Source organism: Streptomyces xanthii, from assembly GCF_014621695.1.
Lineage (GTDB): Bacteria > Actinomycetota > Actinomycetes > Streptomycetales > Streptomycetaceae > Streptomyces > Streptomyces xanthii.
This window is the reverse complement of record NZ_CP061281.1, coordinates 3,989,056-4,012,494: the sequence shown is the minus strand read 5'-3', so window position 1 is coordinate 4,012,494 and position 23,439 is coordinate 3,989,056. Positions and strand designations below refer to the sequence as shown.

Annotated in this window: 21 protein-coding genes; 10 read left to right on the top strand and 11 right to left on the bottom strand. The window is 72.6% G+C overall.

From position 1 onward, the window contains the following. Positions 1 to 181: 181 nt before the first annotated feature. The 4 genes from IAG42_RS18240 to IAG42_RS18225 all read left to right on the top strand — a co-directional run bounded on the left by IAG42_RS18240 (position 182) and on the right by IAG42_RS18225 (position 5,520). Entirely contained in the window at positions 182 to 1,480 is a 1,299-nt protein-coding gene (locus tag IAG42_RS18240; protein WP_188338042.1) for a M18 family aminopeptidase, read from the top strand. An 84-nt stretch (positions 1,481 to 1,564) separates the two neighbouring features. Next, on the top strand, positions 1,565 to 1,783 hold the full coding sequence (locus IAG42_RS18235; protein ID WP_188338041.1) for a DUF6458 family protein: 219 nt from the start codon (positions 1,565 to 1,567) through the stop codon (positions 1,781 to 1,783). A gap of 190 nt (positions 1,784 to 1,973) precedes the next feature. Further along, the gene (locus tag IAG42_RS18230) at positions 1,974 to 4,712 is read left to right on the top strand and encodes an AfsR/SARP family transcriptional regulator (protein WP_188338040.1); all 2,739 of its coding nucleotides are present in this window, start codon (positions 1,974 to 1,976) and stop codon (positions 4,710 to 4,712) included. Positions 4,713 to 4,809: 97 nt separating this feature from the next. Continuing rightward, complete coding sequence (locus tag IAG42_RS18225; RefSeq protein ID WP_188338039.1) at positions 4,810 to 5,520, top strand: DUF4232 domain-containing protein; 711 nt, start codon at positions 4,810 to 4,812, stop codon at positions 5,518 to 5,520. 40 nt (positions 5,521 to 5,560) lie between these two features. Here IAG42_RS18225 and IAG42_RS18220 read toward each other — a convergent pair whose 3' ends face one another. After that, positions 5,561 to 7,399 carry an NHL domain-containing thioredoxin family protein gene (locus IAG42_RS18220; protein ID WP_188338038.1) on the bottom strand — a complete coding sequence of 613 codons (1,839 nt, stop codon included), beginning with the start codon at positions 7,397 to 7,399 and terminating at the stop codon, positions 5,561 to 5,563. A gap of 31 nt (positions 7,400 to 7,430) precedes the next feature. Beyond that, positions 7,431 to 7,847 carry a cupin domain-containing protein gene (locus IAG42_RS18215; protein WP_188338037.1) on the bottom strand — a complete coding sequence of 139 codons (417 nt, stop codon included), beginning with the start codon at positions 7,845 to 7,847 and terminating at the stop codon, positions 7,431 to 7,433. A 53-nt stretch (positions 7,848 to 7,900) separates the two neighbouring features. On the opposite strand from IAG42_RS18215, the gene IAG42_RS18210 reads away from it, so the two are divergent. Next, a complete protein-coding gene (locus IAG42_RS18210) occupies positions 7,901 to 8,917 on the top strand; it encodes a GlxA family transcriptional regulator (protein ID WP_188338036.1) in 1,017 nt (338 codons plus the stop codon). Positions 8,918 to 8,950: 33 nt separating this feature from the next. On the opposite strand, the gene IAG42_RS18205 is transcribed toward IAG42_RS18210, so the two are convergent. Further along, complete coding sequence (locus IAG42_RS18205; RefSeq protein ID WP_188338035.1) at positions 8,951 to 10,255, bottom strand: hypothetical protein; 1,305 nt, start codon at positions 10,253 to 10,255, stop codon at positions 8,951 to 8,953. A gap of 102 nt (positions 10,256 to 10,357) precedes the next feature. On the opposite strand from IAG42_RS18205, the gene IAG42_RS18200 reads away from it, so the two are divergent. Continuing rightward, positions 10,358 to 10,855, top strand: coding sequence for an LURP-one-related/scramblase family protein (locus IAG42_RS18200; protein ID WP_188338034.1), 498 nt, complete (start codon positions 10,358 to 10,360; stop codon positions 10,853 to 10,855). 15 nt (positions 10,856 to 10,870) lie between these two features. On the opposite strand, the gene IAG42_RS18195 is transcribed toward IAG42_RS18200, so the two are convergent. Further along, on the bottom strand, positions 10,871 to 11,671 hold the full coding sequence (locus IAG42_RS18195; RefSeq protein ID WP_188338033.1) for a carbon-nitrogen family hydrolase: 801 nt from the start codon (positions 11,669 to 11,671) through the stop codon (positions 10,871 to 10,873). A gap of 193 nt (positions 11,672 to 11,864) precedes the next feature. Between IAG42_RS18195 and IAG42_RS18190 the strand changes: the two genes are divergently transcribed. Continuing rightward, on the top strand, positions 11,865 to 12,689 hold the full coding sequence (locus IAG42_RS18190; protein ID WP_188338032.1) for a maleylpyruvate isomerase family mycothiol-dependent enzyme: 825 nt from the start codon (positions 11,865 to 11,867) through the stop codon (positions 12,687 to 12,689). Here the strand turns inward: IAG42_RS18190 and IAG42_RS18185 are convergent. The 3 genes from IAG42_RS18185 to IAG42_RS18175 all read right to left on the bottom strand — a co-directional run bounded on the left by IAG42_RS18185 (position 12,679) and on the right by IAG42_RS18175 (position 15,523). Continuing rightward, positions 12,679 to 13,431 carry a class I SAM-dependent methyltransferase gene (locus IAG42_RS18185; RefSeq protein WP_188338031.1) on the bottom strand — a complete coding sequence of 251 codons (753 nt, stop codon included), beginning with the start codon at positions 13,429 to 13,431 and terminating at the stop codon, positions 12,679 to 12,681. The two genes, IAG42_RS18190 and IAG42_RS18185, sit on opposite strands and share 11 nt — an antisense overlap. Before the next feature lie 80 nt (positions 13,432 to 13,511). Next, positions 13,512 to 14,834 (bottom strand): MFS transporter, encoded by a 1,323-nt coding sequence (locus IAG42_RS18180; RefSeq protein ID WP_188338030.1) that lies wholly within the window; start codon positions 14,832 to 14,834, stop codon positions 13,512 to 13,514. Further along, a complete protein-coding gene (locus tag IAG42_RS18175) occupies positions 14,831 to 15,523 on the bottom strand; it encodes a GntR family transcriptional regulator (protein WP_188338029.1) in 693 nt (230 codons plus the stop codon). The genes IAG42_RS18180 and IAG42_RS18175 overlap by 4 nt, the downstream gene beginning before the upstream one ends. Before the next feature lie 135 nt (positions 15,524 to 15,658). Here IAG42_RS18175 and IAG42_RS18170 point away from each other — a divergent pair, with 135 nt between their 5' ends. Beyond that, positions 15,659 to 16,573, top strand: coding sequence for a D-alanyl-D-alanine carboxypeptidase family protein (locus IAG42_RS18170; RefSeq protein WP_384626835.1), 915 nt, complete (start codon positions 15,659 to 15,661; stop codon positions 16,571 to 16,573). 61 nt (positions 16,574 to 16,634) lie between these two features. Here the strand turns inward: IAG42_RS18170 and IAG42_RS18165 are convergent, their stop codons facing one another. The 3 genes from IAG42_RS18165 to pdhA are packed head-to-tail and all read right to left on the bottom strand — an operon-like array spanning position 16,635 to position 20,181. Beyond that, positions 16,635 to 17,990, bottom strand: coding sequence for a dihydrolipoamide acetyltransferase family protein (locus IAG42_RS18165; protein WP_188338028.1), 1,356 nt, complete (start codon positions 17,988 to 17,990; stop codon positions 16,635 to 16,637). Between the two features lie 14 nt (positions 17,991 to 18,004). After that, on the bottom strand, positions 18,005 to 18,985 hold the full coding sequence (locus IAG42_RS18160) for an alpha-ketoacid dehydrogenase subunit beta (protein ID WP_188338027.1): 981 nt from the start codon (positions 18,983 to 18,985) through the stop codon (positions 18,005 to 18,007). A gap of 2 nt (positions 18,986 to 18,987) precedes the next feature. Beyond that, entirely contained in the window at positions 18,988 to 20,181 is a 1,194-nt protein-coding gene (gene pdhA / locus IAG42_RS18155) for a pyruvate dehydrogenase (acetyl-transferring) E1 component subunit alpha (protein WP_188338026.1), read from the bottom strand. 388 nt (positions 20,182 to 20,569) lie between these two features. Here pdhA and IAG42_RS18150 point away from each other — a divergent pair, with 388 nt between their 5' ends. Both IAG42_RS18150 and IAG42_RS18145 read left to right on the top strand, forming a co-directional pair. Continuing rightward, the gene (locus tag IAG42_RS18150) at positions 20,570 to 21,229 is read left to right on the top strand and encodes a response regulator (protein ID WP_188338025.1); all 660 of its coding nucleotides are present in this window, start codon (positions 20,570 to 20,572) and stop codon (positions 21,227 to 21,229) included. A 131-nt stretch (positions 21,230 to 21,360) separates the two neighbouring features. Next, positions 21,361 to 21,789 carry a pyridoxamine 5'-phosphate oxidase family protein gene (locus IAG42_RS18145; protein WP_188338024.1) on the top strand — a complete coding sequence of 143 codons (429 nt, stop codon included), beginning with the start codon at positions 21,361 to 21,363 and terminating at the stop codon, positions 21,787 to 21,789. A 12-nt stretch (positions 21,790 to 21,801) separates the two neighbouring features. On the opposite strand, the gene IAG42_RS18140 is transcribed toward IAG42_RS18145, so the two are convergent. Continuing rightward, on the bottom strand, positions 21,802 to 23,385 hold the full coding sequence (locus IAG42_RS18140; RefSeq protein WP_188338023.1) for a protein kinase domain-containing protein: 1,584 nt from the start codon (positions 23,383 to 23,385) through the stop codon (positions 21,802 to 21,804). Positions 23,386 to 23,439 lie beyond the last annotated feature (54 nt).

Below are 23,439 nucleotides of genomic sequence, written 5' to 3'. Positions count from 1 at the left end.
TGCAGACCCTTCGGGTCGCATTTCCCCGAGGCGCAAGCGCCCGATGAGATCGCGCACGAAGTGCGCATCTCAGGGGCGCGGGGAACTGCGCGACCAGCCCCCACCGGGCCCGCACCCGCAGGACAAGGGCGCCCGGCAGACGAGTGGGCGGCATGGGTGGGCCAGGGCCTACCCTGACGGCATGCGCACACCCTCCGGCCCCTTCGATCGTGGGCACACCGACGACCTGATGACCTACCTCGCCGCGAGCCCCACCCCGTACCACGCGGTGGCGAACGCCGCGGCACGGCTGGAGAAGGCCGGGTTCCAGCAGGTCGCCGAGACCGACGCCTGGGACGGCACGACGGGCGGCCGGTTCGTCGTCCGCGGCGGCGCGATCATCGCCTGGTACGTCCCGGAGGGCGCCGCCCCCCACACCCCGTTCCGGATCGTCGGCGCGCACACCGACTCCCCGAACCTGCGGGTCAAGCCCCAGCCGGACATGGGCACTCAGGGCTGGCGCCAGGTCGCCGTCGAGATCTACGGCGGCCCCCTGCTCAACTCCTGGCTCGACCGCGACCTGGGCCTGGCCGGCCGGATCTCCCTGCGCGACGGCACCGAGCGCCTCGTCAACGTGGACCGCCCCCTGCTGCGCGTCCCGCAGCTGGCCGTCCACCTCGACCGCTCGGTCACCCCCGAGGGCCTCAAGCTCGACAAGCAGCGCCACATGCAGCCCATCTGGGGCCTGGGCGACGACGTCCACGAGGGCGACCTGCTCGCCTTCCTGGAGGAGGAGAACGGCCTGGAGCGCGGCTCCATCACCGGCTGGGACCTCATGACGTACGCCGTCGAGGCCCCCGCCTACCTGGGCCGCGACCGCGAGCTGCTCGCCGGCCCGCGCATGGACAACCTGCTGTCCGTGCACGCCTGCACGGCCGCGCTCACCGAGGTCAGCAAGCAGGACAACCTGCCGTACATCCCGGTGCTCGCCGCGTTCGACCACGAGGAGAACGGCTCGCAGTCCGACACCGGCGCCGACGGCCCGCTGCTCGGCGGCGTCCTGGAGCGTTCGGTCTTCGCCCGCGGCGGCTCGTACGAGGACAAGGCGCGGGCCTTCGCCGGCACGATCTGCCTGTCCTCGGACACCGGTCACGCCGTGCACCCCAACTACGCCGAGCGGCACGACCCGACGCACCACCCGCGCGCCAACGGCGGCCCGATCCTCAAGGTGAACGTCAACAACCGCTACGCCACCGACGGCAGCGGCCGCGCCGTGTTCGCGGCGGCCTGCGAGAAGGCCGGCGTGCCGTTCCAGTCGTTCGTGTCCAACAACGCGATGCCGTGCGGCACCACGATCGGCCCGATCACCGCGGCCCGGCACGGCATCAAGACCGTCGACATCGGCGCGGCGATCCTGTCGATGCACAGCGTGCGCGAACTGTGCGGCGCCGACGACCCGTTCCTCCTCGCGAACGCTCTGGTGGCGTTCCTGGAGGGCTGAGTCCCGCGGAGTGTGAGAACGGAGGGGTCCGGGGTACCCGGGCCCCTCACGCATGTCCGCGCACCTCTCAGGAAGGCGGTTCTCATGAGCTTGGGCGGTTGCATCATCCTCGTGGCCCTCGGGGCGATCCTCGCGTTCGCGACCGACTGGCACATGAAGGGCGTCGACCTCCACCTGGTCGGCTGGATCCTCATGATCGTCGGGCTGATCGGCGTCTTCGTGTTCCGCAGCATCGGCCGCCGCAGGGGCCTGACCCCCACCCAGACCACCGTCGTAGAAGACGACCGCGACCGCCGGCTCTGACCGGTCCCGCGGATCCGGGAGATGCCACCCGAAGGGTGTGCGTCTCAGGGGCGCGGGGAACTGCGCGAGCAACCCCCACCGGCCGGAACGCGGCAACGGACCAGGAAGTCAACGGCGCCACCCCGCCCCGTACTCTGGAGTACGACAACATCGGGGCCGCACCAAGGCCCGTCCCAAGGGGAGCGCATACGTGGAGTTCCGGCTGCTCGGCACCGTCGGCGTAGCCACCGAGACCGGTGAACTCCCCCTCGGACCGGCCAAGCGGCGCAGCCTCCTCGCCGCGCTCCTGCTCCGCCCCAACACGGCGGTCCCGCTCGACCAGCTGATCGACGCGCTGTGGCCCGAGGGCCCGCCCGCGCGGGCCCGCACGGTCACCCAGGGCCATGTGTCCCGGCTGCGGGCGCTGCTCGCGCAGGGCGGCGCCGACGAGTGGGGCGTGCGGCTCGTCACGCGCGGCGACGCGTACGTCCTGGAGATGCCCGAGTCGCTGCTCGACGCGCACCGCTTCGACGAGCTGGTCCGGCTCGCGCACGAGCAGCGCTCCCCCGACGACGCGGCCGCCCTGCTGCGCGAGGCGCTCTCGCTGTGGCGCGGGCCCGCGCTGGTCGGCGTCGCGACCGGCGGCCCGCTGCGCGTGGCCGCCGACGGGCTTGAGCAGGCCCGGATCTCGGCGGTCGAGCAACTGGCCCGCACCTACGGCGAGTTCGGCGACCACGCGCGGGCCGCCGCCCTGCTGCACGCCGAGGCCGTCGCGCACCCCATGCGGGAGTCGCTCGCCGCCGCGCTGATGCGGTCCCTGTACCGGGCGGGCCGGCAGTCCGACGCCATCGACCAGTACCACCGCACCCGCACCCTGCTCGCCGACGAGCTAGGCGTCGACCCGGGCCCCGCACTGCGCGAGGCCTACGCGGAGATCCTCGCCGGCGACGGCCCCGGCGCCCCGCCCGCCAAGCCCGGACCGCAGACAGCGCCCGAGGTCCCGGCCCCCCAACCGGTCCGCGCCACCGCCCCGGACGGCCCCGACCTGCTGCCCCGGCCGCCCCGCGGCTTCGTCGGCCGCGACCGCGAACTCGCCGCGCTCGACGCCGCGTCCGGACCCGAGCACGCCGTCACCGTGCTCACCGGACCCGCCGGCGTCGGCAAGACCGCCGCCGCGCTGCACTGGGCGCACACCGTCCGCGACCGCTACGACGGCGTCCTCTTCGCCGACCTGCGCGGCTTCAGCGACGACGACGGCAGCGGCGACAGCGCCCCCGAGACCGCCGACGTGCTCCGCGAGTTCCTCATCGCCCTCGGCGTGCCCGCCCGGGACCTGCCCGAGACACCGGGCGCGCTCGCCGCCGCGTACCGCACCCGTACCGAGCGCCACCGGCACCTCGTCGTCCTCGACAACGCGCGCACCGCGGCCCAGGTCCGCCCGCTGCTCCCGGCCGGTCCCGGCAGCGCCGCCGTGGTCACCTCGCGGCTGCGCCTGGACGGGCTCGCCGTCAGCGAGCTGGCCCGCACCGTCGCCCTCGGCGTCCTCGACCCCGCCGGGTCCGCCGCGCTGCTCGCCGCCGCGACCGGCGCCGCCGGCCGGCTCGCCGCCGAACCGGAGGCCGCCGCCCGCCTCACCGAACTCTGCGCCGGCCTGCCGCTCGCCCTGCGCGTCGTCGCCGCCCGCGTCAACGCCCGCCCCGAGTGGCCGCTGTCCGGCCTCGCCGACGAACTCGCCGACGAGCAGCGCCGCCTGGCCCTCCTCGACGTCGACGACACCGGCGTCGCCGCCGCGCTCCGGCTCACCCTGCGCACCCTGCCCGAGGACGCCCGGCTGCTGTTCCACCGGCTCGGCGTGCTGCCCGGACCCGACCTCGACCGGTACGCGGCCGCCGCCCTCACCGGCCGCTCCCCCCAGGAGGCCGCCGCCGCCCTGGACCGCCTCGCCGGCGCCCACCTGATCACCGAGCCGACGCCCGGCCGGTACCTGATGCACGACCTCGTCCGCCTCTACGCGCGCGGCCTGGCCCGCGCCGACGACACCGAGGCCACCGACGAGGCCCTGGTCCGGCTCCTCGACCACTACGTCCGCACCGCGCTCCTCGCCGCGTCCGTCACCGAGCCCGACGACCGGCCCTGCTGCGTCCTGCCCGCCGACATCCGGCCCGACCTCGGCCACCCGGCCCTCACCGACCGGGCCGCCGGCCTGGCCTGGTACGCCGTGGAGCGCGAGAACCTCGTCGCCGCCGCCGTCGCCGCGCACGCCGCGGGCCACGACGACCGCGCCTGGCGGCTCGCCGTCCTGCAGTGGCCGTACGTCGTCGGCTACGTCCGCGACGACTGGCTGCCGCTCATGGAGCAAGGGCTCGCCGCCGCGCAGCGGCTCGACGACCCGGACGCCGAGTCCCGGGTCCGCGCCCTGTACGGCTGGGTGCTCACCGAGGAGGGCCGGCTCACGCAGGCGATCGAGCAGCTGGAGCGCGCCCCGGAGCTCGCGGCCCGCGCCGGCGACACCTCCAGCGAGGCCACCGCGCTGGTCAACCTGGCCGTCGCCCTCGACCGGGACGGCGGGCCGAGCACCGCGTCCCTCGCCCACGTCGTACGGGCCGCCGAGCTGGCCCGCGCCACCGACGACATCCTCACCGAACTGCTCGCCCTGGAACACCGCTCCCGCCAGCTCCTGGCCACCGGCGACCACGCCGCGGTGCTCGACTGCACCGAGCGCGGGCTGACCCTGCCGGGCGCCTCCGCCGAGGGTCTCGCCCCGCTGCGCCAGATCCTGCTGCGGATCGCGCGCGGCGCCGCACTGCACGCCCTGGGCCGCGAAGCGGAAGCTCTCGACTGCCTCCGTGAAGCCCATGACGAAGCGGTGAAGCGGGGCTTCGAGGACGGTATCCGGAAGGCGAAGGCGCAGCTCGAACGGATCGGAAGCGAAACAGCGACGGGGCGATAGCGGAGGAACGACCGGACGGCGACGGCCCCCGGCAGAGTGGTGGTCACAAGGGGCCGACCGGACCAGGCGGCCCCACCGCACACGGGGGAGTCCCACCATGACCCGCACCATCGCCCGCAACGTCGTCCTCGCCGCCGCGGCCGCCGCCCTGAGCCTCTCGCTGACCGCCTGCAACGGCGACACCGGCACCAAGGACGAGGGCGCCGCGCAGAACACCGCGTCGAGCTCCTCGGCCGGCTCGGACGCCTCGAAGGACCAGGGCGCGGACGCGGGTTCGGGCACCGGCGGCGACGCGGCGCAGGCCTCGGGCGGCGACGCCGCGCAGGCCGGCTCCTCGAAGACCGGCTCGAGCACGGGGGGCTCGGGCACGGCCGCGAAGAAGACGCCCGAGTGCAAGGTCGGCTTCCTCACCTACAAGCTGGAGCGCCGCAACCCCGAGCAGCAGGGCGACCACCTGCTGATCACCGCCGAGAACCGCTCCGCGAGCGCCTGCACCGTGCAGAAGTTCCCGGTCGTCACCCCGGGCAAGGCCAACGGCGACGTCCCGCAGGCCAAGGACGACGAGCAGCCCGCGCAGCCGCTGGTCGTCCAGCCCGGCGGCCGGATCTACTCGGCGATCGCCGTCACCCAGGACGTCAAGGCCGAGGACGACTACTTCACGTCGATCCGCCTGTCCCTGCAGATGAACAACCCCGACGAGGCCGAGACCGAGACGATCCAGACGCCCGGCGAGGTCGAGTACGCGGGCAAGATGGACGACGGCATCGAGGTCTACTCCTGGAACACGGTCAAGCCGTTCGGCAACTGACCGCGCAGGACCACCGACGCCGCGCGGGGCCGGACCCCCGTCAGCCCCGCGCGGTCTGCTCGTCCAGCCCCGCGAGCACCAGCGGCAGCCGGTCCGCCCCGCCCTCGGCCACGCGGACCGGCACACCCCAGTCCTGCTGGTGGACGTGACAGGCCGGGTACTCGTTGGCCGGGTCGTCGTCGCAGGACGCGGCCATCGCCGACACGTGCAGCACGCCCTCCTCGATCTCCGGGTTCAGGACCAGCTCACGGCCCAGCTCGGTGCCCGCTCCGTCGCCCGCGACGAGCAGCTCCGGCGGCGTCGAGGAGACGAGCAGCCGGGTCGAGGGCCCGTACCGGGTGTCGAGCTTCTGCCCGGCCGGCGCCTGGAAGATGACGTCGAGCCGCAGCTTTCCGCCCGCGATCTCGGTCGCGGCGCGCTGCGTGTGGTGCGCGATCGCGTCCACCCTCACCGCCTCCTCGGGCAGCCGGAGCCGGGTCAGCCGGTGCCGCGCCGACTCCACGACCACGATGTCGTCCCCGACGAGGACCGCGTCGCTCGGCTCCCGCAGATCCGTCGCCAGCGTGCTGACCTGGCGGGTCGCCGGGTCGTAGCGGCGCAGCGCGTGGTTGTACGTGTCCGCCACCGCCACCGAGCCGTCGGGCAGCACGGTGACACCCAGCGGGTGCTGGAGCAGCGCCTGCCCCGCGTCCCCGTCCCGGTGCCCAAAGTCGAACAGGCCGGTGCCGACCGCGGTGTGCACATGTCCCTCCGGGTCCACCCAGCGCAGCGCGCTCGTCTCGGAGTCGGCCACCCACAGCCGGTCCTCGGTCGCGGCGAGCCCCGAGGGCTGCGCGAACCAGGCCTCGTCGCCGGGGCCGTCGACGAGCCCCTCGTTCGTCGTCCCGGCCGCGACCGCGACGACGCGCGCCACGGGGTCGTACGTCCACAGCTGGTGCACGCCCGCCATGGCCATCCACACCCGCCCGCCGAACACGGCGACGTCCCACGGCGAGGACAGGTCCACTTCCAGCGCGGGCCCGCTGGTGGGCGAGCCCTGCCACCACTGCTTCCCGGTGCCCGCGAGGGTCGTCACGGCCCCGCTGTCGAGGTCGACGGCGCGCAGCGCGTGGTTCACGGTGTCGGCGACGACCACGGTCCGCTCGTCGAGCAGCGCCAGCCCCTGCGGCTCGTTGAACGACTCGGGCCCGAAGCCGCGCTCCCCGTCCCCGATCCGCCGCACGACGGTCTCGCCGTCCGCCGCCAGCTCGACCAGCTGGTGCCGGGTCGTGTCCGACACCAGGAAGTTCCCCGACGGCAGCACGAGCGCCTTGCCCGGGAAGCGCAGGTCGCCGGCGACCGGCTCCGGCGGCACGTACGGCCCGTCGCCGCGCCGCAGCGTGCCCTTCACCTCGTGCTCGGCCTCCAGCTCCTCGACCAGCTTCTCGATCGCGTGCGCGTGCCCCTCACCGGCGTGCTGCGCGACGACGTACCCCTCGGGGTCGATCACCACGAGCGTCGGCCAGGCCCGCACCGCGTACTGCTTCCAGGTCACGAGCTCCGGGTCGTCGAGCACCGGGTGCTCCACGCCGTACCGCTCGACCGCGTCGACGACCGCCGCGTGCTCGGCCTCGTGCACGAACTTCGGCGAGTGCACACCGACGATCACGAGCGTGTCCCGGTGCTTCTCCTCCAGCTCCCGCAGCTCATCGAGCACGTGCAGGCAGTTCACGCAGCAGAAGGTCCAAAAATCGAGGACCAACGTGCGCCCTCGGAAGTCGGCGAGCGTCAGTTCCTTCCCGCCCGTGTTGATCCATCCGCCCTTGCCGACCAGTTCGGGAGCGCGGACTCGGGCACGGCGGGCGGGGGCGGGGCTGGGCACCGGGGCGGCATCGTTCATGCTTCAAGCTTGCCACCTGCGCGGAAGACGGTCACACCTGGACAGGGTGCCCCGTCGTCGAGTCCACGTGGGCCGGTACGGGGTCGTGGGCGTCGCCCGTCGAGGAGGTTCCGGTGGGTTCCAGGACGAGGAGCGCGGTGCCGGGGGCGGCGTGGGGCTTGTGCCAGGTGCCGCGGGGGACGGTGAAGACGGAGCCGCGGGGCAGGACGACGGCGCGTTCGCCGGTGTCCTCGCGCAGGGCGATGGTCAGTTCGCCCTCGACGACGAGGAAGAACTCGTCGGTGTGCTCGTGGACGTGCCACACGTGCTCGCCCTCCGCCTTGGCGAGCCGGACGTCGTAGTCGTTGACCTGCGTGACGATGCGCGGGCTCCACAGGGCGTCGAAGGTGGTCAGGGCCTGCGGGAGCGAGACGGGTTCCGGGAGTGCGGGATGCGTGACGGGGTTCATGGTGTCCAGCGTGCGGGCGGCGCGGGACCGGGTGTGAGTGCTAGAAATCTCGTATGCCGCAAGGATCCTCGCAGGACTCTGAATCGGACCGTGTGCACCGGGTGGTCGCGCTCGTCGACGAGGGCTCCAACCCCTTCGAGCTGGCGTGCGCGATCGAGGTGTTCGGGCTGCGCCGGCCCGAACTGGGGCGCGCCCTCTACTCGTTCGCGCTGTGCGCGGCGCAGCCGGACACGGTGATGCGGGACGGGTTCTTCACGCTGAGCGGGGTCGCCGACCTGTCGGCCACGGAGAGCGCCGACACGGTGATCGTGCCGAACCGGCCGGACACCGAGGTGCCCCGGCGGGCCGAGGTGCTGGACGCGCTGCGGGCCGCGCACGCGCGCGGGGCCCGGCTCGTCGGGTTCTGCAGCGGGGCGTTCACGCTCGCGGAGGCGGGGCTCCTGGACGGGCGGCGGGCGGCCTGTCACTGGATGTGGGCGGACGCGTTCCGCCGCCGCTTCCCCGGGGTGCGGCTCGAACCCGACGTGCTGTTCGTCGACGACGGGGACATCCTGACCTCGTCCGGCAGCGCCTCCGCGCTCGATCTCGGGCTGCACCTGGTGCGCCGCGACCACGGTGCGGAGATCGCGAACGCGGTGTCGCGGCGGCTCGTGTTCGCCGCGCACCGGGACGGCGGGCAGCGCCAGTTCGTGGAGCGCCCGGTGCCGCAGGTGCCGGACGCCTCGCTCGCGCCGCTGCTGGTCTGGGCGCAGGAGCGGCTCGGCGAGCCGCTGACCGTGGCCGGGCTCGCGGCCCGCGCCGGGGTGAGTCCGGCGACGCTGCACCGCCGCTTCCGGGCGGAGCTGGGCACGACGCCGCTGGCCTGGCTGCTCGGGGAGCGGATCGCGCTGGCCTGCCGGCTGATCGAGCGGGGCGAGCTGCGGCTCGACGTGGTGGCGCGGGACAGCGGTCTGGGGAGCGCGGCGAACCTGCGGGCGCACCTGAAGCGGGCGACGGGGCTGAGCCCTTCGGCGTACCGGAGACGGTTCGGGGCGGCGCCTGTGGAGGCGTCTGCCGCGATTACGGCGTAAAGGCCCTCGGGGAGGCGTGACGGGCCATGGCGTCTACGGCGCGAGGCCCTCGGGCGGGAGGGACGCGGGCGAGGCCGCGTCCTGGAATTCCGGGACGTCGAGGAACTCGATGATCGCGAGGGCGCACAGGGCGACGAACGCGATCCAGGCGACGACCGCGCCGGTCGGGTAGTTCCAGGCGATGAGGACGGCGGCGGCGACGGCCGCCACGGTCCAGTTCAGCCAGGTCCGCATGCGGTGCACCCAGGGCCCGACCGGGCCGAAGGTGCCGGCCGTGACGGACCGGCGGACCGAGCCGATCGCGCCGCACCAGGCGTCGCGGGTGGCCCGCGCCCAGCGCCCGGGGCCGCTGAGCCAGGCGGCCAGGGCGATGACGATGCCGAGGGCGGCGATCATGCGGACGCCGCTGCGCAGGAAGCGGACGAGGGTGTCGAAGACGGACTCCGCCGCGGGGCGGGAGACGCTGGAGGGCAGGGCGTCGAGGTAGTAGGCGCGGCCGAGCCACAGGGCGAGCCCGAGCACCAGCGCGCCGGCCGCGATGCCGAGGGCGGCGGTGACGAGGGCCCGGCGGCGGCGCCGGGCGAGCAGGACACCGGCGGCGGCCAGGAGGAGGACGAGCAGCGGGAGCACCCAGGAGAGGAGCTGGAGGAGCCGGAAGCCCTTGCGGGCCTTGGCGAGGCCGCCGGTGGACTCCATGACGGTGATCTCGGTGTGGATCTCGGGGATCTTCCCGGCGACGTCGAGCCCGCGGTCGACGAGGCCGTTCTTGACCTGTTCGACGACGGGGGCGAGGTCGAGGGTGACCATGCCGTTCTCGACCTTGACGGCGTCGCCGCCGCTGCCGGTGAGCGCCTTGTCGACGGCGGTGTGGGCGGTGCGGTTGAGCTGTTTCCACACGGTGGCGAAGGCGGGGCTGGTGACGAACCGGTCGGCGACCGTGTGCACGAACGAGGTGAGCCCGTCGGTGATCGGCCCGCTCGCGGCGCCGAGCGCCTTCTCCAGCGCGGGCCGGTCGTCGGGGGCGACGTTCTCCAGCAGGTCGGCGATCTCGATGCGGCTCATGACGGCGGTGGTGACCCGGTCCGCGACGGCGTTCTGCACGTCGGGGTCCTCGGCGAGCGGCGCCATCGTGTCGACGTACCGGTCGGTGTCACCGATCAGCGCGTCGGACCAGACGGCGACGGCGCCGAGCGGGGTGAGCAGGGCGGCGAGCACGATCAGGACGACGGCGAACGTGGATTTCGTCCGCCCCGCCCGCCGCCGTGCGGGCCGTCCGGCGGCCGCCTCCAGCTCGGCGACCCGAGCGCGCAGCGCGGAGAGTTCGTCGTCCCTGGTCATGGGTCAAGGAGACCGGCGGGGGCGGGGGCGGCGCGCGCGGGGCTGGGCCGTTCGGGTCACTCCCGGGGGTCGGGCCGCCCGCGCGCGGGCAGGCTGGGGCGTATGCGCTACGAAGTTCGGGAACGGCTCTTCGCCGTCGGCGAGGACTACTGGATCGAGGACGAGCAGGGCCGCAAGGCCTTCCTCGTCGACGGAAAGGCGATGCGGCTGCGCGACACGTTCGAGCTCAAGGGGCCCGACGGACGCGTCCTGATCGACATCCGCCAGAAGATGCTCGCGCTGCGGGACACGATGGTGATCGAGCGCGACGGCGAACCGCTCGCGAAGATCCGCCGCAAACGCCTGTCGCTGCTGCGCAACCACTACCGGGTCGAGCTGGTCGACGGCACCGAGCTCGACGTCAGCGGCAAGATCCTGGACCGCGAGTTCGCCGTGGAGTACGACGGCGAACTGCTCGCGGACATCTCGCGGCGCTGGCTGCGCGTGCGGGACACGTACGGGGTGAACGTGGTGCGGGAGGACGCCGATCCGGCGCTGCTCGTCGCGGTCGCCGTGTGCGTGATCCATCTCGCGGAGAAGGAACGCGGCGACCTCGACTGAGCGTGCTCCCGGGGGTCAGGGGCGGCGCGGGGTGTCCAGGCCGAGGAGGCGGTCCTTGAGGGCCGGGAACTGCTCGCGGGTGGCGCCGACCTTCGCGGGGTCGAGCTCCACGCGCAGCACCTCCTCGCCGGCGCCCGCCTCGGCGAGGATCTCGCCCCAGGGGTCGACGACGATGCTGTGGCCCGCCTGTTCGACGCCCGCGTGGGTGCCGGCGCTGCCGCAGGCCAGGACGTACGCCTGGTTCTCGACGGCGCGGGCCCGCGCGAGGAGGGTCCAGTGGGCGCGGCGCCGCTCGGGCCAGCCGGCGGAGACGAGGAGGGTCTCGGCGCCGCGGTCGACGAGGCCCCGGTACAGCTCGGGGAAGCGCAGGTCGTAGCAGGTGGTCACGCCGAGCACGGTCTCCGGGAGCCGTACGGTGACCAGCTCGTCGCCCGGGCTCATGAGGACGGCCTCGCCCTTGTCGAAGCCGAAGCGGTGGATCTTGCGGTAGGCGGCGGCGAGGGTGCCGTCGGGGGCGAAGACGAGCGCGGTGTTGTAGAGCGGACCGTCCGGGTCGCGCTCGGGGATCGAGCCGGCGTGCAGCCAGACGCCCGCGTCCGCGGCTGCCTTCGACATGGCGTCGAAGGTGGGGCCCTCCAGGGGTTCGGCCTCGGCGGCGAACAGCTCGTAGGCGAAGGCTCCGGTCGTCCACAGCTCGGGAAGGACGACGAGATCGGCCGAACCTGCCTGGTCGCGGACCAGGGAACTCACTCGCTCCCGCCGCGAGTTGACCGATTCGTCCTCGTTTACCGCGATCTGGATGAGGGAGGCGCGCACACTACCACCGTCCTGGCATTCGAGCCGTCAACACCGGCCTACGATCGTCGTACGAAAGCGCTGCCGGGGTGCCTTCGGGCAGCGTACTGTGCCAGTCCGGGGGATTCCCCCGGACCCCCAGAACCCGCACCGACAGCGTCCGCCGCCGCCTAGCCATACGCCCGCGTACCAACCGCTCGAGGGGTCCCCTTCCGTGAGTCTCCACCCCAGCCTTCAGTCCTACGCCGATGCCTGGACCCACTCCGTGGAAGCGATATCCGAGTTGGTCACGCCGCTCGCGGAGGGTGAGTGGAACCGGGCGACGCCCTGCCCCGGCTGGTCGGTACGGGACATCGTGTCGCACGTCATCGGCGTGGACTGCGAGATGCTCGGCGACCCGCGACCGATCCACACGCTGCCCCGCGACCTCTACCACGTGCAGACGGAGGGCCAGCGGTACCAGGAGATCCAGGTCGACGTCCGCCGGCACCACACGGCGCCGGAGATGGTCTCGGAGCTGGAGTACACGATCATCCGCCGCTCGCGGCAGCTGCGGAACGAGTCGCGGGAGCCCGGCACGATCGTGCGCGGGCCGCGCGGGGTCGAGGAGACGCTCGAGTACGCGATGCGGCGGCGGGCGTTCGACATCTGGGTCCACGAGCAGGACCTGCGCCGCGCCCTGGGCACGCCCGGCAATCTCGACTCGCCCGGGGCGCACGTCACCCGGGACATGCTGCTCGCGATCCTGCCGAAGGTCGTCGCCAAGGACGCGGGCGCGCCGGCGAACTCGGCGGTGGTCTTCGACGTGCACGGGCCCGTCGAGTTCCTGCGCACGGTGCGGGTGGACGCGGAGGGCAAGGGCACGATCGACGGCGCCCCCTCGCTCGGCCCCGCCGCGACGATCGCCCTGGACTGGGAGACCTACGTCCGCCTCGCCTGCGGCCGCACGACCCCGGAGGCGGCCCGCGACGCCCTCAAGACGGAGGGCGACGCGTCCTTGGTCGAGGCGATCCTGGCGTCGTTCGCCGTCACTCCGTAGTGCTCGGTCTACGCGTCACCCAGAGGAGCTCCGCCGGCCAGCGGTGGGCCCAGTCGGGCGGGTCGGTCTCGTTGTAGCCGTTGGTCGTCCCGCGGTCGGGCCGGGGCTCGATGAGGTCGTCTATGACGAGACCCGCGCCGCGCAGCACCCTGACCCAGTCGCCGTAGGTGAGCTGATAGCTGGTCGCGCCGTCGCCTTCCGCGATGCCGCTCAGCCCGAAGTAGTCCTTCTGCAGCGTCGTGGTGACGCGGCTCGCGGCCTCGTCGTAACAGGCCTCGAACCAGGGGCTGGCCACGTTGAACACCAGGCGTCCGCCCCGGCGCAGCACGCGTGCGGCCTGCGGGACGGCCAGGTGCGGGGGCGCCCAGCTCAGCCCGCCGAAGTCGCAGAACACGAGGTCGAAGCTGTCGTCTGCGAAGGGGAGCTGTTCGGCGGCGCCCTGCACCAGGGGATAGCGGTCCGCGCCCATCGCCGAGGCGGCCGCGTCGAGTTGGGCCTCGGAAAGGTCGATCCCGACGACCTGGGCGCCCTCGGCGGCGAGCGCCCTCGACCACTGCCCGGCGCCGCAGCCGAGTTCGAGGACCCGCTTGCCGGTGACGTCACCCAGGGCGTTCAGGTGCGCGTCGGGGACGGAGTACATGCCCCACAGCCGGGGCGCGGCGCCGATCCGCGCGTCGTGCCTGTCCTGATAGTCGCCGCTGATCTGGTTCCAGAGCCGCCGGTTGGCGGGGATGCTTTCCACGCGCGGCACTCCAGCACCCGGGGCCGGGGACGGTCAACAGGATTGCGGCGGGATCGGATCCGCCCCCGGTCCCGCGAAGGTCACGCAGGCACGTGCACCGAGGTCACCCGGGACGCGACGACCCGTTCCCGCTCCGCGCGGGCGGCCCGCTTGCGCAGGCGCAGGATCTGCCCCACCCCGAACGCCTGGAGCACGAACACCGCCGAGAAGGCGATCCGGTAGTCGTCCCCGGTCGCGTCGAGCAGCACGCCGACCGCCAGCAGCGTGGTCATGGAGGCGACGAAGCCCCCCATGTTCACGATCCCGGACGCGGTCCCCTGCCGCTCCGGCGGGTTCGCCGGCCGCGCGAAGTCGAACCCGATCATCGACGCGGGTCCACAGGCCCCGAGCACCACGCACATCACGACGAGCAGCCACATCGGCGCCTGCCCGGGCCACACGACGGGCAGGGCCCACAGCACGGCCGTCGCGGCGACCGTCCCGAGCGCCAGCGGCAGCCGCGCCGAGTGGTGGCGGGCGACGACCTGCCCGTAGACGAGTCCGACGGTCATGTTGGAGAGGACCACGAGGGTCAGCAGCTCCCCCGCCGTGCCGCGCGAGAGCCCCTGCGCCTCGACGAGGAACGGCAGCCCCCACAGCAGCAGGAACACCATCGCCGGGAACTGCGTCGTGAAGTGGACCCAGAGTCCGAGCCGGGTCCCGGGCTCGCGCCAGGCCGCCGAGATCTGCGCCCGCACGTAGGCGGCCCCCTTGTGCGAGGCGGGCAGCGGCGGGGCCGCGTATCCCTCGGGGTGGTCCTTGAGGAAGAGCAGCATCAGCACGAGGACGACGACGCCCGCGACGGCGGATCCGGCGAACGCGGCCTCCCAGCCGATGCCGTGCAGCAGTCGCGCGATGACGAGCGTGGAGACGAGGTTGCCGGCCATGCCGACGAGGCCCGCGAGCTGCGCGACGAGCGGCCCCCGCCGCGCCGGGAACCACCGTGTGCCGAGCCGCAGCACGCTGATGAACGTCATGGCGTCCCCGCACCCGAGCAGCGCCCGCGACACGAGCGCCGTCCCGTACGAGGAGGAGAACGCGAAGCCGAGCTGGCCGAGGGTGAACAGGACGACGCCGATGGTCAGCACCTTCTTGGTGCCGAGCCGGTCGACCATCAGGCCGACGGGTATCTGCATGCCCGCGTACACGAGCAGCTGGAGGATCGAGAACGTGGACAGCGCCGAGGCGTTGATGTCGAAGCGCTCGACGGCGTCGAGTCCGGCGACGCCCAGCGAGGTGCGGAAGATGACGGCGACGAAGTAGACGGAGACGCCGATGCACCACACGGCGACCGCGCGCCGGCCGCCGGGCGGATCGCCGGGCAGCCGCAGCGCGGAGTCGGACGGGGAGGAGGCGGAGCTCATCGCACGTCACCCCGCGCCAGGTTCTGGAACCAGCCCACGTGCCGGCGGACGACGGCGACGGCCGCCTCCTCGTCCCCGGCGCGCAGCGCGTCGAGGATCTCGCCGTGCTCGGCCAGCGTCTTGGCGATCCGGTCGGGGTGGGAGTGCATGACGGCGACGCCCATCCGCAGCTGCCGGTCGCGCAGCTGGTCGTAGAGGCGGGACAGGATCTCGTTGCCCGCGCTGCGCACGATCTCGGCGTGGAAGCAGCGGTCGGTGGTGGCGGCGTCCACGAACTGTCCGGCGGCGGCCTGCGCCTGCTGCTTCTCCAGCAGCTCGGCGAGCCGTTCGAGGAGCCGGGGCGGGGCGGGCACGGCCTTGCGCACCGCGTGCTCCTCGACGAGCAGCCGGGTCTCGACGACGTCCGCGATCTCCTGCGCGGACACCGGCAGGACCAGCGCGCCCTTCTTCGGGTACAGCTTGAGCAGCCCCTCGACCTCCAGCTTGAGCAGCGCCTCGCGCACGGGCGTGCGGGAGACGCCGACGGCCTCGGCGAGTTCGCCCTCGGTGAGCAGGGTGCCGCCTTCGTAGCGGCGTTCGAGCACGCCGCGCTTCACGTGGTCGTACACGCGCTCCGCGGCGGGGGGCCGCTTCTCGGTGACGGTCGGGGTCGGGGGCGAGGCCGGGGCAGGGGTCGAGGTCGCGGGCATGCGCACATCATAGATACAACACGTACGCAACACAGGGGACGTCCACCATGCGGAACGGGGATCACCCGATCTCGTGTACCGGGCCGTACAACCCTGGACGCGTCCCAGAAGTCTCTTACGTGCGCGATCCACCCAATGGGCCGCGCTTTAGGGGCATTTGGAGCGTCCATCTTGAAAATTCGCACTTCGGGCATCGCTGTTCTCGTCGCCGGAACCGTGCTCACGAGCGGAGCGCTGACCACCTCCGCACAGGCCGCCACCGCACCGGCCAAACCGACCATCGCCGCGGCCGGCGGCTATGTGATGAACAACGGGACGGGCGCGAGCCTGTTCACCAAGGCCGCGGACACCCGCCGGTCCACCGGCTCGACCACCAAGATCATGACCGCGAAGGTGGTGCTGTCCCAGCCGAACCTGAACCTGGACGCCAAGGTCACGATCCAGAAGGCGTACAGCGACTACATCGTCAGGAACAACGCCTCGTCCGCCCGCCTGATCGTCGGCGACAAGGTGACCGTCCGCCAGCTCCTGTACGGGCTGATGCTGCCTTCGGGCTGCGACGCCGCCTACGCGCTCGCGGACAAGTTCGGCTCGGGCACCACGCGCGCGGCCCGCGTGAAGTCCTTCATCGGCAAGATGAACAAGACCGCGACGAGCCTCGGCCTGAGGAACACGCACTTCGACTCGTTCGACGGGATCGGCCAGGGCTCGAACTACTCGACGCCGCGCGACCTGACGAAGATCGCCTCCTCGGCGATGAAGAGCTCCACGTTCCGCTCCGTCGTGAAGACCAAGTCGACGAAGCAGAAGGTCACGACGAAGTCCGGCGGCTACCGCTACATGTCGTGGACGAACACGAACAACCTGCTCGGCTCGTACACCGGCACCATCGGCGTCAAGACGGGCTCGGGCCCGGAGGCCGGCTACTGCCTGGTCTTCGCCGCGACCCGCAACGGCAAGACGGTCATCGGCACGGTCCTGAAGTCGACGTCGGTCACTGCCCGCACGTCCGACGCGAAGAAGCTCATGGACTACGGCTTCAAGCGCTAGGCCCTGGTCCCGCACACGGCGAGGCCCCGCACCCTGTGGTGCGGGGCCTCGCCGCTAGGGACTAACCCCAGGTGATGAGGCGCTTCGGCTGCTCCAGAATCGCCGCCACGTCCGCCAGCACCTTGGACCCCAGCTCCCCGTCCACCAGCCGGTGGTCGAAGGAGAGGGCCAGGGTCGTCACCTGACGCGGCTTCACCTTGCCCTTGTGGACCCAGGGCTGGAGCTTGATCGCCCCGACGGCGAGGATCGCCGACTCGCCCGGGTTCAGGATCGGCGTACCGGTGTCGACGCCGAACACGCCCACGTTGGTGATCGTCACCGTGCCGCCCTGCATGGCCGCCGGGGACGTCTTGCCGTCCCGGGCCGTCGCCACCAGCTCACCGAGGGACGCCGCCAGCTCCGGCAGGGCCATCGCGTGCGCGTCCTTGATGTTCGGCACGATCAGACCGCGCGGTGTGGCCGCGGCGATGCCCAGGTTCACGTAGTGCTTCTGGACGATCTCCTGGGCGGCCTCGTCCCACGACGCGTTGACCGCGGGGTTCCGCTTGATCGCGACGAGCAGGGCCTTGGCGATGAGCAGCAGCGGGTTGACCCGCAGCCCCTGCATGTCCTTGTCGCCCTTGAGCTCCTCGACGAGCTTCATCGTGCGGGTCACGTCGACCGTCACGAACTCCGTGACGTGCGGCGCGGTGAACGCGGAACCGACCATCGCCGCGGCGGTCGCCTTGCGGACGCCCTTCACGGGGATCCGGGTCTCGCGGACCGTGTCGTACGAGACCGGCGCCGCCGAGGCCGGGGCGGCCGGGACCGGCGCGGGCGCCTGGGCCGGGACCTCGGGCGCGGCAGCGGGTGCGGCCAGCTCGACCGCGGCGTGCACGTCCTCGCGGGTGATGATCCCGTCCGGGTTCGACGGGATCACCGTGGCCAGGTCGACGCCCAGGTCCTTGGCGAGCTTGCGCACCGGCGGCTTGGCCAGCGGACGCTGCTCGACGACGACCTGCGCCGCCGTCCCGTTGGCCGCCGGGGCGGCCGTGTCGCCCTTGCGGGCGCGGCGCTTGGTCGAGGACTCGGCGACGCCGTAGCCGACGAGCACGGGCTGGCGCCCGGTCGGGGCCTCCTCGGGCTCCTCCGCGGCCACCGGCTCGGCGGCGGCCGGCGCGGGGGCGGCGGGCTCCTCGCCCGCGACGTCCACGGAGATGATCGCCTGGCCGACGTCGACCGTGGTGCCCTCGGGGAAGATCAGCTCGCGCACGACCCCGTCGTAGGGGATCGGCAGCTCGACGGCGGCCTTGGCCGTCTCGACCTCGCACACGACCTGCCCGTCGGTGACCGTGTCACCGGGCTGGACGTACCACTTGAGGATCTCGGCCTCGGTCAGGCCCTCGCCCACGTCGGGCATCTTGAACTCACGTGCCATGTCTTCAGCCCTCCTCAGTACGCAAGCGAGCGGTCGACGGCGTCGAGCACCCGGTCCAGGCCCGGCAGGTACTCCTCCTCCAGGCGCGCCGGCGGATACGGCGCGTGGTACCCGCCGACCCGCAGCACGGGCGCCTCCAGGTGGTAGAAGCAGCGCTCGGTGATCCGGGCGGCGATCTCCGCGCCGGAGCCGAGGAAGACGGGGGCCTCGTGCACGACGACGACCCGCCGCGTCTTCTCCGCCGACCGCTGCACGGCGTCGAAGTCGACCGGCGAGATCGAGCGCAGGTCGAGGACCTCGATCGACTTGCCCTCCTCCTGGGCGGCCGCGGCGGCCTCCAGGCAGACCTTCACCATCGGCCCGTACGCGACCAGCGTCACGTCCGTGCCCTCGCGCGCGACGACGGCCTTGTGCAGGTCGCCGGGGACGGCCTCGGTGTCGACCTCGCCCTTGTCCCAGTAGCGGCGCTTGGGCTCGAAGAAGATCACCGGGTCGTCGCTCTGGATGGCCTGCTGGAGCATCCAGTACGCGTCCGACGAGTTCGACGGCGTGACGACCTTCAGGCCGGCCACGTGCGCGAACAGCGCCTCGGGCGACTCGCTGTGGTGCTCGACCGCGCCGATGCCGCCGCCGTACGGGATGCGCACGACGACCGGCACCTTGACCTTGCCGAGCGCGCGGGCGTGCATCTTGGCGAGCTGCGTGACGATCTGGTCGTACGCGGGGAAGACGAAGCCGTCGAACTGGATCTCCACCACGGGCCGGTAGCCGCGCAGCGCGAGACCGATCGCGGTGCCGACGATGCCGGACTCCGCGAGCGGGGTGTCGATGACCCGGTCCTCACCGAAGTCCTTCTGCAGCCCGTCGGTGACCCGGAAGACACCGCCGAGCTTGCCGACGTCCTCGCCCATGACGAGGACCTTGGGGTCGCTCTCCAGCGCCGTGCGCAGCGACTCGTTGATCGCCTTGGCGATCGGAAGCTTCTGTACCGCCATGATCAGGCACCTTCCTCCGCGAACGACGCCTGGTAGGCGGCGAACTGCGCGCGCTCCTCGTCGACGAGCGCGTGCCCGTCCGCGTACACGTTCTCGAAGATCGCCATGTGGTCCGGGTCCGGCATGGCCCGCACCGCATCGCGCACTCGCTTGCCCAACGCCTCGGCCTCGGCGTCGAGTTCCGCGAAGAAGCCCTCGTCCGTGTCGGTCTGCGCTTCGAGGTACGTGCGCAGGCGCAGGATCGGGTCCTTCGCCTCCCACGAGGCGCGCTCCTCGTCGGCCCGGTACTTGGTCGGGTCGTCGGAGGTGGTGTGGGCGCCCATGCGGTAGGTGAAGGCCTCGACGAGGGTCGGGCCCTCGCCGTTGCGCGCCCGCTCCAGGGCCCAGCGGGTCACGGCGAGCACCGCGAGGACGTCGTTGCCGTCGACGCGGACGCCGGGGAAGCCGTAGCCCTGCGCGCGCTGGTAGAGCGGCACGCGGGTCTGCTTCTCGGTGGGCTCGGAGATGGCCCACTGGTTGTTCTGGCAGAAGAACACGACCGGCGCGTTGTAGACCGCCGAGAACGTGAAGGCCTCCGCCACGTCGCCCTGGCTGGAGGCGCCGTCGCCGAAGTAGGCGACGACCGCCGAGTCGGCGCCGTCCTTGGCCACGCCCATCGCGTAACCGGTGGCGTGCAGGGCCTGCGAGCCGATGACGATCGTGTAGAGCTGGAAGTTGTTGCTGTTCGGGTCCCAGCCGCCGTTGTTCACCCCGCGGAACATGCCGAGCAGCTTGGTCGGGTCGACCCCGCGGCACCAGGCGACGCCGTGCTCGCGGTAGGTCGGGAAGACGTAGTCGTCCTCGCGGGTGGCGCGCCCGGACCCCACCTGGGCGGCCTCCTGCCCGAGGAGCGAGGGCCACAGGCCCAGCTCGCCCTGGCGCTGCAGCGTGACGGCCTCCGCGTCGAAGCGGCGGGCCATCACCATGTCGCGGTACAGGTCGCGCAGGGCGTCGTCGGTGATGTCGGTGACGTACTTGTCGTACGCCGCGTTCTTGACCCGCTTGCCCTCGGGCGTCATGAGCTGGACCAGCTCGGGACGGCCCTTCGCCGCGGTCGTGCCGGTGGACTTCTTCGCGGACTTCTTCGCAGCGGCCCGCTTGCGCGGCGGCTGTGCCTCTTGCGCAGCGGCAGTGCTGTCAGCACTGTCTACGGTCACGTGTGCTCCTCCGTCGGTCCGGCCCCGGGATTGCCGGATGGCCAGTCGGCTCGGCTCGCCTGATCCGTCCACGCACGGGGTGGGTGCGCTGCGCCGGGTTCAGGCGTGACTAGAAAGAACGAAACAGATCCTGCGTCCCGGCAGACCCTTCACCCAGCACGTTACCCAGTGCGCCGCACATCTGCGAAACCCCATCTGACCTGCGTTTTTGCTTGGATTTCCAAGTAATTCGATGCTCGGAAATCCTAGTAATCGCGCCGGAGACGAAGCGTCGCAGGTCACAGCCGTGCGGCCGGTCACTGGTCACAGCCTGGCAGGGGGCCGGAACACCGGCACGTTATCCCGGTCACCTGGGGCGCGGGAAGGGCTTGCGTGTAAGACTGACGTCGTGCACGAAGACGGAAAAATTCGCGTATTTCTCCTCGACGACCATGAAGTGGTCCGGCGCGGGGTCCACGAGATGCTGTCGGTGGAGGACGACATCGAGGTCGTCGGAGAGGCCGGTACGGCCGCCGACGCGCTGGTGCGGATCCCGGCCACGCGGCCCGACGTCGCGGTCCTGGACGTGCGCCTGCCGGACGGCAGCGGCGTCGAGGTGTGCCGCGAGCTCCGCTCCCGGGACGACTCCATCAAGTGCCTCATGCTGACCTCGTACGCGGACGACGAGGCCCTCTTCGACGCGATCATGGCGGGCGCCTCCGGCTACGTCCTGAAGGCGATCAGGGGCAACGAGCTGCTGTCGGCCGTGCGCGACGTCGCCGCCGGCAAGTCCCTGCTCGACCCCGTGGCCACCGCGCGGGTGCTGGAGCGGCTGCGGGACGGCGGCCGCGCCAAGGCCGACGACCGGCTGGCGGGCCTGACCGACCAGGAGCGCCGGATCCTCGACCTGATCGGTGAGGGCATGACGAACCGGGCGATCGGCGAGCAGCTGCACCTCGCCGAGAAGACGATCAAGAACTATGTGTCGAGCCTGCTGTCGAAGCTGGGGATGGAGCGCCGCTCGCAGGCGGCCGCGTTCGTCGCCCGGATGCAGGCGGAGAAGCACTGAGACCCCCGTCCGGATGAGGCTGGGCTCACCCTTCCCCTTCCTCATAGCGGGAGAAACCGGGACTTTGGTCCCGTGGTCCACGGGGCAACGTCCTCTTCTTCCGTACCCGCGCGGCGGCGCACAGTGGGGACATGCCCTCCGATCCCCAGCCCGAGCACGATCGCGGCTTCGAGCTGCTCGCCCGCGTGGACTACGGCCGAGTCGCCACCAGCATGCGCGCGCTGCCCTTCCTGGCGGCCGCCCGGCACGTCGTCTCCGACGGCGGGCTGCTGCTGCGCATGCACCGGGGCTACGGCTACCACCTGGCCTGTGTCGGTAGCGTCGTCGCCTACGGGGCGGACAACCTGGGCGCCGAGCGCCCGGAGGACGAGGGGCAGTGGTCCGTGCAGTGCGTCGGCACCTGCGCGCGGGCCGAGCCGACCCCGGCCGAGCTGGAACGCTTCGGGGCCGCCCCGCACTCCGCGGACGGCGACCCCTACGACGCGGTGTACCTGCGCGTCGCCCCGCAGTTCGTCACCGTGCACGAACTGCGGGGCGGATCCGCGCGGCGCCGGACCTGAGCCCGGCGCGGATCAGACGTCGCTGTCGACGCCTCCGTCGACGCCACCCGTGTCGGTGCCGGCCGTGTCACCCGTCGGATCGGTCGTCGGGTCCGTCGGCCCCTCCGTGGGCTCGGTCGGCTCGTCCGTGGGCTCCGTCGGCTGGTCCGTCGGCTCGCCGGTCGGCTCGCCCGTCGGCTCCGTCGGCTGCGTGGACGGGGTCGTCGGCTGCTGCGACGGCTGCTGGCTCGGCGTGTAGTCGGGCTGGCCGCCCGTGTCGCCGCCCGGCTCCTCCGTCTGACCACCGGTGTCCGTCTCGTCGGTGGCGTCGTCGCTCGGCTCCTGCGACTCCTCGGACTGCGAGACCGACGGCGACTGCTTGTCGTTCTGCTTCTTGGTCCCGTCGTCGCCCGCGTTGAGCGCGAAGGCGACACCCACCGCGACGGCGATCACGGCCAGCACGGCGACGATCCACATCTTGCCGCGGCCGCCACCGCCCCCGTTCCCGTGGCCGTCGAAGCCGCCGTCGTCACGGCCCGGCGGGCGCAGCATCGGCTGCGCGGCCGTGCCGGTGTCGCCGGGGTGCGGCAGCGCGGTGGTGCCGGCCATGCCCATGCCCATCGCCGGGGTGTTGCCGCCCTCGTGCATGTCGACCGGGCCCGTGTTCCAGGTGCCGGTGTGGCCGCCCTGCTCGTACAGCATCTGCAGGCCGTACTGGACGAGCCCGCGCATCTCCTCGGCCGTCTGGAACCGGTCGTCCGGGTCCTTGGCGAGGGAGCGCATGACGAGGCCGTCCAGCTCCGGCGGCGTCGCGTCCGAGACCTCGGACGGCGGCACCGGCATGTCCTGGACGTGCTGGTAGACGACGGAGAGCGGCGTCTCACCGGTGAAGGGGGGCCGCAGCGCGAGCAGCTCGTAGAGGAGGCAGCCGGTCGCGTACAGGTCGGAGCGGTGGTCGACGGCCTTGCCGAGGGCCTGCTCCGGGGAGAGGTACTGGGGCGTGCCCATGACCATGCCGGTCTGCGTCATGGTCGACTGCGCGCCGTGCAGGGCGCGGGCGATGCCGAAGTCCATGACCTTGACCGCGCCGGTGTCCGTGATGATCACGTTGGCGGGCTTGATGTCACGGTGCACGATGCCGTGCTGGTGCGAGTACGCGAGCGCCTCGAGCACCCCGGAGACGATGATGAGGGCCTGCTCGGGGCCCGGCGCCTCCGCGTTGATGAGCAGGTCGCGGATGGTGCGGCCCTCGACGAGCTCCATGACGATGTACGGCACCGCCGTGCCGTTCACGAAGTCCTCGCCGGAGTCGTAGACCGCGACGACCGCGTGGTGGTTCAGGCCGGCGACCGACTGGGCCTCGCGCGTGAAGCGGGCCTTGGAGACCGGGTCCTCCGCGAGGTCGGCCCGCAGCAGCTTGACGGCGACGGTGCGCCCGAGGCGCACGTCCTCGGCCGCGAAGACCTCGGCCATGCCGCCCCGGCCGAGGCGGTGGGTGAGCCGGTACCGGCCGTCTCCGACCAGCCCGCCGTTGCCCCACGCCTCCGGCGCGTCTGACATACCGCCGCCAGTCGCCTCGGGGTCGGACGGGCCCTGAGCGCGCTGCTGCTGTGCCATCAGTCCTCGCCGTCGTTTCTGTCCGTGCTGTTGCTGTGTGTGCTGCCGGATCCG